7 protein-coding genes and 1 pseudogene are annotated in these 7,167 nt (G+C 56.6%); 7 read left to right on the forward strand and 1 reads right to left on the reverse strand.

Annotation, left to right across the window (positions count from 1 at the left end):
• Positions 1 to 1,111, forward strand: a 1,111-nt coding sequence (locus VGU61_RS20560) for a gamma-glutamyltransferase family protein (protein WP_326861161.1), incomplete at its 5' end; no start/stop codon positions are given.
• A gap of 187 nt (positions 1,112 to 1,298) precedes the next feature.
• Positions 1,299 to 2,513 (forward strand): patatin-like phospholipase family protein, encoded by a 1,215-nt coding sequence (locus VGU61_RS20565; RefSeq protein WP_326861162.1) that lies wholly within the window; start codon positions 1,299 to 1,301, stop codon positions 2,511 to 2,513.
• Between the two features lie 99 nt (positions 2,514 to 2,612).
• Here the strand turns inward: VGU61_RS20565 and VGU61_RS20570 are convergent, their stop codons facing one another.
• A complete protein-coding gene (locus tag VGU61_RS20570; RefSeq protein WP_326861163.1) occupies positions 2,613 to 2,978 on the reverse strand; it encodes a hypothetical protein in 366 nt (121 codons plus the stop codon).
• A 623-nt stretch (positions 2,979 to 3,601) separates the two neighbouring features.
• Here VGU61_RS20570 and VGU61_RS20575 point away from each other — a divergent pair.
• The 5 genes and pseudogenes from VGU61_RS20575 to VGU61_RS20595 all read left to right on the forward strand — a co-directional run.
• The gene (locus VGU61_RS20575; protein ID WP_326861167.1) at positions 3,602 to 4,060 is read left to right on the forward strand and encodes a barstar family protein; all 459 of its coding nucleotides are present in this window, start codon (positions 3,602 to 3,604) and stop codon (positions 4,058 to 4,060) included.
• A gap of 80 nt (positions 4,061 to 4,140) precedes the next feature.
• Complete coding sequence (purN, locus tag VGU61_RS20580; RefSeq protein ID WP_326861164.1) at positions 4,141 to 4,782, forward strand: phosphoribosylglycinamide formyltransferase; 642 nt, start codon at positions 4,141 to 4,143, stop codon at positions 4,780 to 4,782.
• Entirely contained in the window at positions 4,779 to 6,035 is a 1,257-nt protein-coding gene (locus VGU61_RS20585) for an RsmB/NOP family class I SAM-dependent RNA methyltransferase (RefSeq protein ID WP_326861165.1), read from the forward strand. The genes purN and VGU61_RS20585 overlap by 4 nt, the downstream gene beginning before the upstream one ends.
• Positions 6,032 to 6,601 (forward strand): phospholipase D-like domain-containing protein, encoded by a 570-nt coding sequence (locus tag VGU61_RS20590; protein ID WP_326861166.1) that lies wholly within the window; start codon positions 6,032 to 6,034, stop codon positions 6,599 to 6,601. Before VGU61_RS20585 ends, VGU61_RS20590 begins: the two co-directional genes overlap by 4 nt.
• Positions 6,598 to 7,167, forward strand: a pseudogene (locus VGU61_RS20595) (mechanosensitive ion channel protein); the annotation flags it as partial. The gene VGU61_RS20590 and the pseudogene VGU61_RS20595, both read left to right, overlap by 4 nt.

The following is a 7,167-nucleotide window of genomic DNA, read 5'->3' on the forward strand; positions in this document are numbered from 1 at the left end:
TCCCGAGTTGGCAAAGGTGTTGCGGGACATTGCCACACAAGGCGCGGACGCCTTTTATCACGGCGGGCTTGCCCGGGACATCGAAGAAAAAGTGAAAGGCCATCCGACCAATCCGGGCGGACTCACGGCGGCCGACATGGCAGGTTACCGGGCAAAGGTGCGGGATCCGGTCTGCACTGATTACAAATCGTGGACGGTGTGCGGCATGCCGCCGCCATCCTCCGGCGGGATTGCCTTGGCGCAGATGCTTGGCATGCTGGAGTTCAAGGATATTCGTGCAATGGCGCCGCGCGACGGTGTGCCGAGCGCGGAAGCGATTCACCTCTTCTCCGAAGTCGGCCGCCTCGCTTATGCCGATCGCGGCCGTTATGTGGCCGATACCGACTTCGTGCCGCTTCCCGGAAACAGCGTCAAGCCGCTGCTGGATAAACGCTATCTGGCCGAACGCGCAGCACTTATCACCGACAAATCCATGGGACAGGCGAAGTTCGGCATCCCGCCCGGGGTGAATATCGCCTGGGGCTTGGATACCTCGCCGGAGCTGCCATCAACTTCCCATATATCCATTGTCGACGCTGCAGGCAACGCGTTGTCCATGACCACGACGATTGAAGGCGCATTCGGATCGCGTCAGATGGTGCGAGGCTTCTTGCTGAACAATCAACTGACCGATTTTTCGTTTGACGCCGCCGACGCAAACGGACCGATCGCCAATCGGGTACAAGCGGGCAAGCGGCCGCGCAGTTCGATGGCGCCCACCTTGGTATTCGACAAAGGCACCCGCAAGCTTGTTTTGTCGCTCGGGTCGCCGGGCGGATCGGCGATCATCAATTACGTCGGCAAAGTCCTCGTCGGTACGATGGACTGGGGGCTCAATATTCAGCAGGCGATCAGTCTGCCGAACTTCGGAAGCCGCAACGGTCCGACGGAACTGGAGCAGGGCAGGGTAAGCGATGCGGTGGTGGAGCAGTTGAAATCGAAGGGCCACAATGTGCGCATAATGGAGCAGACCTCCGGTCTGCAGGGCATCATGCGGCTCAATATCCATGGCGAAGAACTGTGGTTCGGCGGTGCCGATCCGCGTCGTGAAGGGATCGCCAAAGGCGATTGATGCCACTCATTCCATGCATGTGAAGTGTTGTTCAAACGGCGCGAGGTAGCGATGGGGCTTAACATCCTCGACGCGCCGTCTTACTATGCGAAGACACGCTGCGCCGGTTTGATTTGACTACGCAGCCCTGGCGTTTCAACGTATTCAATCGACAACCCACGCGCCCACGGACTGGGAAGGCACAGCAATGACGAGCAGAAAAAAGACCGGCCTGGTGCTGACGGGCGGCGGCGCCCGGGCTGCCTACCAGATCGGCGTACTGCAGGGCGTCTCGTCGATCCTGCGCGAGGCTGGCTGGCCGGCGGCGCGTAATCCATACGACATCATTTGCGGTACATCGGCCGGTGCGCTGAACGCGACTGCACTTGCATGCCATGCCGATAATTTTGAGGAAGGATTGCAACTTCTGCTCGGCGTCTGGGAGCATTTCAAGGTGGAGCAGGTGTACCGTGCCGATTCGCTCGGCGTGCTGCGGTCAGGAGCGAAATGGTTGACGCTCCTGTCGTTCGGCTGGCTGATGCGCAAATGGCATGCAAACCCGCCGAATTCGCTGCTCGACAACACGCCTCTCGTCACCCTGCTGAACAGGATGCTGAATCTGCCCAGGCTGGATGCCGCCCTGATCGACGGCACATTGCACGCACTCGCCGTAACGGCATCTTCTTATACCGCAGGACAGCACATCACGTTTTATCAAACCGAGGCGGACATCGCCCCCTGGGTCAGGTCGCAGCGAATCGCATTGCGCAGCCAGATCGGCGTCGAACACCTGCTGGCATCCGCAGCCATTCCCTTGATCTTTCCTGCAACGCCGATTTACTGTAATGGCCGGCGCGAGTACTTCGGCGACGGTTCAATGCGGCAGCTGGCGCCGATTTCACCGGCAATTCATCTCGGTGCCGACAAGGTGCTGGTGATCGGTGCGGGCCGTTTGTCGGAGCCGGAGGCGGGCAACGGCGGCTCCGCGCAATACCCGAGTCTTGCGCAGATTGCCGGCCATGCTTTGTCGAGCATCTTTCTCGATAGTCTTGCGGTCGACATCGAGCGCATGAACCGGGTGAACGCGACGCTCTCGGTGCTCACGGAGGAGCAGCGTGCAAGGACGTCGCTAAGACCGGTCGAAATGCTCATCATCGCACCGTCCGAGCGACTCGACGAGATGGCTAGCCGCCATACGGGCAGTCTGCCGCGCCCGATCAGAATGTTGCTGGGAGGGATCGGTGCGACTGAGGTGCGCGGTGCGGCACTGGCATCCTATCTGTTGTTTGAAGCGAGCTATACGCGTGACCTGATTCGTCTGGGGCGACGCGATGCCTTGGGCCGCCGGGATGATGTGCTGGCATTTTTCGGTAGCGGCAACAACTTGGAACAACCTCTCGAAGAAGCCGTGGTCGGCAAATAAAAACGGCTGCCCGTAGGAACGGTCAGCCGTTGAATGCAATTGCGGGAATAGTGGTTTGGCCGGAATGGCGGCAGTCCGGCAAAGCAACCCTATTCAATGTTAATAGCCGTAATGATGCCGATCGTGTTTCCAGTGGTGGTGATCCCGGTGTTTATGTTTTCGGCCATGCCCGTGGCCATAGTACGGCGAATAGTACTGGACCACCGGAGCAGGCGTGACGTAGACCGGCTGGGGAGTCACGTAGACTGGCCGAGGCCGGACATAGACGGGACGCGGCTGTACATAAACCGGCTGGGGTTCAACGTAGACGACCGGCGGTGGACTGTAGACGGAGGCCGGGTAGCCGGATCCAACGCTCACCGACCAGCTGACCTGCGGACCGCCCGCAAGCACAAACGGTGCAGCAATCATCAAAGCAGCGCCCGCACACGCTTTCAATAGAGTGGAAATCGTAAAGTGTTTCAAGGTGGTTCTCCTTTTCTTGCCCTCTCTATTTAACGTTAGAACAAGCAATTAGAGGTACCTGCAAATTTTCCATCCTTCGTAAATATTGCAACAAAATGTATCAAGAAGAATTGATTGAATAACGAGGGGAAAAACACAAATTTAGTTATCAATATCGCAATTCTGGTTGCTTCAGCTTATGCAAAACGTTACTCTACGAATTAACGCAAAGTTATTTATAAGATTTGCAAGCGCACGAAAAAAGCGCCACAATGCGCGTTAAGCCATTGAAAAGATGGATGTTTGTCGGATTTGCAGACCTCGGTCAAGTGATGATCAATGGTGATTCCCATAACGGTTCATTACCGTCACGGAGAAATGCCTGAGGCCGCAGGTTAGGCAATCAAGCCGTCATATATGTTTTATTGGCCTGGACCTCGAAGCAGATATCAAATATTGCTAATAGTTAAGGCTTTTGCCCAAATGAAAGCGCGGGTATCATCACGAATCCACGGCCTACATCCTTGAATGCCGCAGCAGCGGCAACCGATGGACCGCCTCCGGCGGAGAACCGGCATCGTCCGGAAAACAGTATTACACCGATGACCACTTTGCGCCTTCCAAGCGCATCTAAGAGTAATCAAATGCGAATCGAGTCATTGCAAAGAGAACCTGCGAAGTTGTTTGCGCCCGCCGAGGACGACATGGACTTGTTCAAAACCGTGCCGCCGAACGTAGTGCAGTCCATCCGTGCCTTCCGCGTGACCGATTTGCAGGATGAGGCTGCCCGTCTCGGACAGCACTTTCTCTACGCTTATTGCGCCAACGCTGCGACGAAGCAGCAAGTTCTTGCCTGCATTGCAGAGGCATTTCATTTTCCGAAACATTTCGGTAAGAATTTCGATCTTCTGCGTGACTGCCTTACCAATCTCGCGCACAAGTCCGGGCCACAGCCAGGATTTCTCGTCGTGCTTGAACAATTGCCGAATACCGCAAAATTCGACAAGGAAGCACGCGAAACTCTGCTTGATGTGTTTCGTGATGCGGCGGAATTCTGGGCGGATAAAAAGGTTGCGTTCAGGGTCTTTTATTCCTTTCAATAAGACGCAAGGCCAGCGTTTTCGAATTAAAGCCGACCTTCAGGTCGGCTTTTTTCATATGGCTGTACGGTACAATGCGCGCCATGAAAAACATCGTAATACTTATCTCCGGTCGCGGCAGCAATATGGAGGCGATTTTCCGCGCCATGCAAGCCGAAAGCTGGCCGGCGCGGATTGCAGCAGTCATCAGTAATCGAAGTGATGCCCAAGGCTTGGATTTTGCCCGCTTACACGGCATTCCTGCATTCTCGGTAATCAATACCGCATTTTCATCCCGCAATGAGTTTGACGTGGCGCTGGCAGCTGAAATCGACCGTCATTCACCCGATCTGGTGGTGTTGGCAGGATTTATGCGGATCCTTACCCCTTCATTCGTTGAACATTACTCCGGACGCATACTCAATATTCATCCATCGCTGCTGCCGAGTTTTCCCGGCTTGCATACGCATCGCCAGGCGCTTGAAGCGGGAGTCAAGGTTCATGGCGCAACGGTGCACTTCGTCACTGCAGATCTGGATCACGGCCCCATCGTCGCACAAGCCGTCGTGCCGGTCCTGTCAGGCGATTCGGAACAATCGCTTTCCACACGCGTGCTGGCGCAGGAGCACGTCATCTACCCGCGCGCGGTGCGCTGGTTTGTTGAAGAAAAACTGAAGCTTGAAAACGGGTTGGTCCACACACTCGACAACGCCGAACAGCACCTAATCCAGGAAGGATGCCAATGAGATTGTCACCGGTAGTCGTCACCCATACCGAAGAGGTGTTGCGCGAAGTCATTCGCTTCACGGGGCCGGCCGACGTTACGCTGTCACGGTATTTTCGTGATCATCCGAAGCTGGGCTCGCGTGAACGCAATGCCGTTGCAGAAGGCGTGTATGCGGTGCTTCGCAACAAACTGGTTTACGCGAGTTTCGCCGGGTCGGGCTCCGGCTCCGCGATGCGTCGCCTGACCCTGCTTGGATTGGCGGACGCCGTCGGCGCCGAGGCTCTCGGTGGTTTGTCGGCGGAGGAGGCGGAATGGCTGAGCCGCATTGCACATATTGATCGCGGCGCTTTGCCGCCGGCCATGCGCGCCAATTTGCCGCAATGGTTATTTGACAAGCTCAAGGACCGCGACGGCGAGGAAGCAACCTTGCAATTGGCGGAAGCATTGAACCGGCCTGCGCCGCTGGATTTGCGCGTGAACGCATTAAAAGCCAAGCGCGAGGACGTCATTGCCGAACTGGCGACTGCGCCGATTCAATGTGAGCCCACGCCGTATGCGCCATTGGGGATCCGCATTCACAAGAAGCCCGCCTTGCAGAACCTCCCGCTGTTTCAAAATGGCGCGATCGAGGTGCAGGATGAAGGCAGCCAGCTGCTGGCGCAAATTGTCGCCGCCAAGCGCGGAGAAATGGTGGTGGATTTCTGCGCCGGTGCCGGCGGCAAAACATTGGCGCTGGGCGCTGCAATGCGCAACACCGGCCGCCTGTACGCCTTTGATGTGTCCGAGAAGCGCCTGAACAAACTGAAGCCCCGTTTGGCTCGCAGCGGCTTGTCGAACGTGCATCCTGTAGTGATTGCGCATGAAAACGATGCCAAGATCAAGCGGCTTTCCGGAAAAATCGATCGGGTACTGGTGGATGCGCCTTGCAGCGGTCTCGGTACGCTGAGGCGCAATCCGGACATGAAATGGCGCCAGACGCCGGATTCGCTGACCGAATTGACAGCCAAGCAAAGCGCCATCCTTGCAAGCGCCGCTCGCCTGGTCAAGCCAGGAGGGCGACTCGTGTATGCAACATGCAGCTTGCTCGACGAGGAAAATGAAGCGATCGTCGACAGCTTTATTCAGGGCAATGAAGGCTTTACCCTGGTGCCGATGAAGGATGTGCTGGCGGAGCAGAAAATCGAACTCGAAATGGGCGACTATCTGAAACTCAGTCCGCACAGACACCAGACTGACGGTTTTTTTGCGGCGGTATTTGAACGAAATAAATGAGCCGACATGGCGCAGGCACGCTGGCATCGCTTTGGTTGGCATTCGCATCGACGGGTGCCCACGCTGATGCGGCGATCCCGGTCTTTGTTGCGCAAGGGGAGCAGCAGGTTGCCTTTGCTCCTTGGGACGATGTCGAAGGTCTGATCGTCAAAGTCATTCGTGGCGCAGAGACGCAGGTTCTGGTCCATGCGTATCTGTTGACCAGCAAGAAAATCGCCACTACGCTTATCGCTGCCCGGCGCCGGGGTATTGATGTTCAGGTACTGGTCGATTCGGAGCAGGTTGCAAAGACGCCGTTGGCGACTGAAATGCTCCATGAAATGGATAGAGCCGGTATTCCGGTTTGGCTGGAAACCAAATATCAAAATGCGCATAACAAGGTGATCGTGACCGATCCGGCCACGTCGAAGGCGACTGTCGTTACCGGCAGCTATAACTTTACATGGACGGCACAGCATCGGAATGCGGAAAACATCCTTGTCTCCCGCAGAAATCCCGCGCTTGCCTCACGCTACACATCAAACTGGGAGCGGCATCGCCGGGAGGCGGTGCTGTATAAAAAATGAAGCAGAACCTTCTGTACAACATGCTGGCCGATGTGTGGGGCGACTTGGGCGACCCGAATCTGCTGTGGCAGATCTTCACATTGGCAACCTGCCTGGCGGCTGGCTGGTGGCTGGCGCGGTTGTTGAAAGCCCGTGTCGCCTCCAGCGATTCACAGTCACGTGTCGTTCGCCTTGGTGTACAGAGTTTTGCGCGTGTTCTGTGGCCGCTCATCGCACTGGTCCTGGTGTTTGCGGCGACCGCTGTGCTTTCGTATTTTCAACCTGTCAGCTTGCTGCGTCTGGCTATCCCGCTGATCGCTTCGTTCGCGTTGATCAGACTGGTGTTTTATGTGTTGAGGCGTGCATTTGCCAAGGGCGGCAAGGCGGGCGCATTCCTGCTGCTCTCCGAAACCGTCATTGCAACGGTCGTGTGGGCATGCGTGGCGCTCTACATTGCCGGCTTGTGGCCGGACGTCATCAACTATCTCGACAAAACAGTGCTGCCCATCGGCCGGCACAAGGTATCGCTCCTCACCATCGTTCAGGCCACTGCTTCCGTCCTGGTCACATTGATGTTTGCGCTTTGG

Source organism: Noviherbaspirillum sp. (assembly GCF_035944575.1).
Classification (GTDB): domain Bacteria; phylum Pseudomonadota; class Gammaproteobacteria; order Burkholderiales; family Burkholderiaceae_D; genus Noviherbaspirillum.

Bases quoted from the DNA above. Each gene is read 5' to 3' on its own strand.
- VGU61_RS20565 (WP_326861162.1), top strand. From the start codon at position 1,299: ATGACGAGCAGAAAAAAGACCGGCCTGGTGCTGACGGGCGGCGGCGCC.
- VGU61_RS20575 (WP_326861167.1), top strand. From the start codon at position 3,602: ATGCGAATCGAGTCATTGCAAAGAGAACCTGCGAAGTTGTTTGCGCCC.
- purN (WP_326861164.1), top strand. From the start codon at position 4,141: ATGAAAAACATCGTAATACTTATCTCCGGTCGCGGCAGCAATATGGAG.
- VGU61_RS20585 (WP_326861165.1), top strand. From the start codon at position 4,779: ATGAGATTGTCACCGGTAGTCGTCACCCATACCGAAGAGGTGTTGCGC.
- VGU61_RS20590 (WP_326861166.1), top strand. From the start codon at position 6,032: ATGAGCCGACATGGCGCAGGCACGCTGGCATCGCTTTGGTTGGCATTC.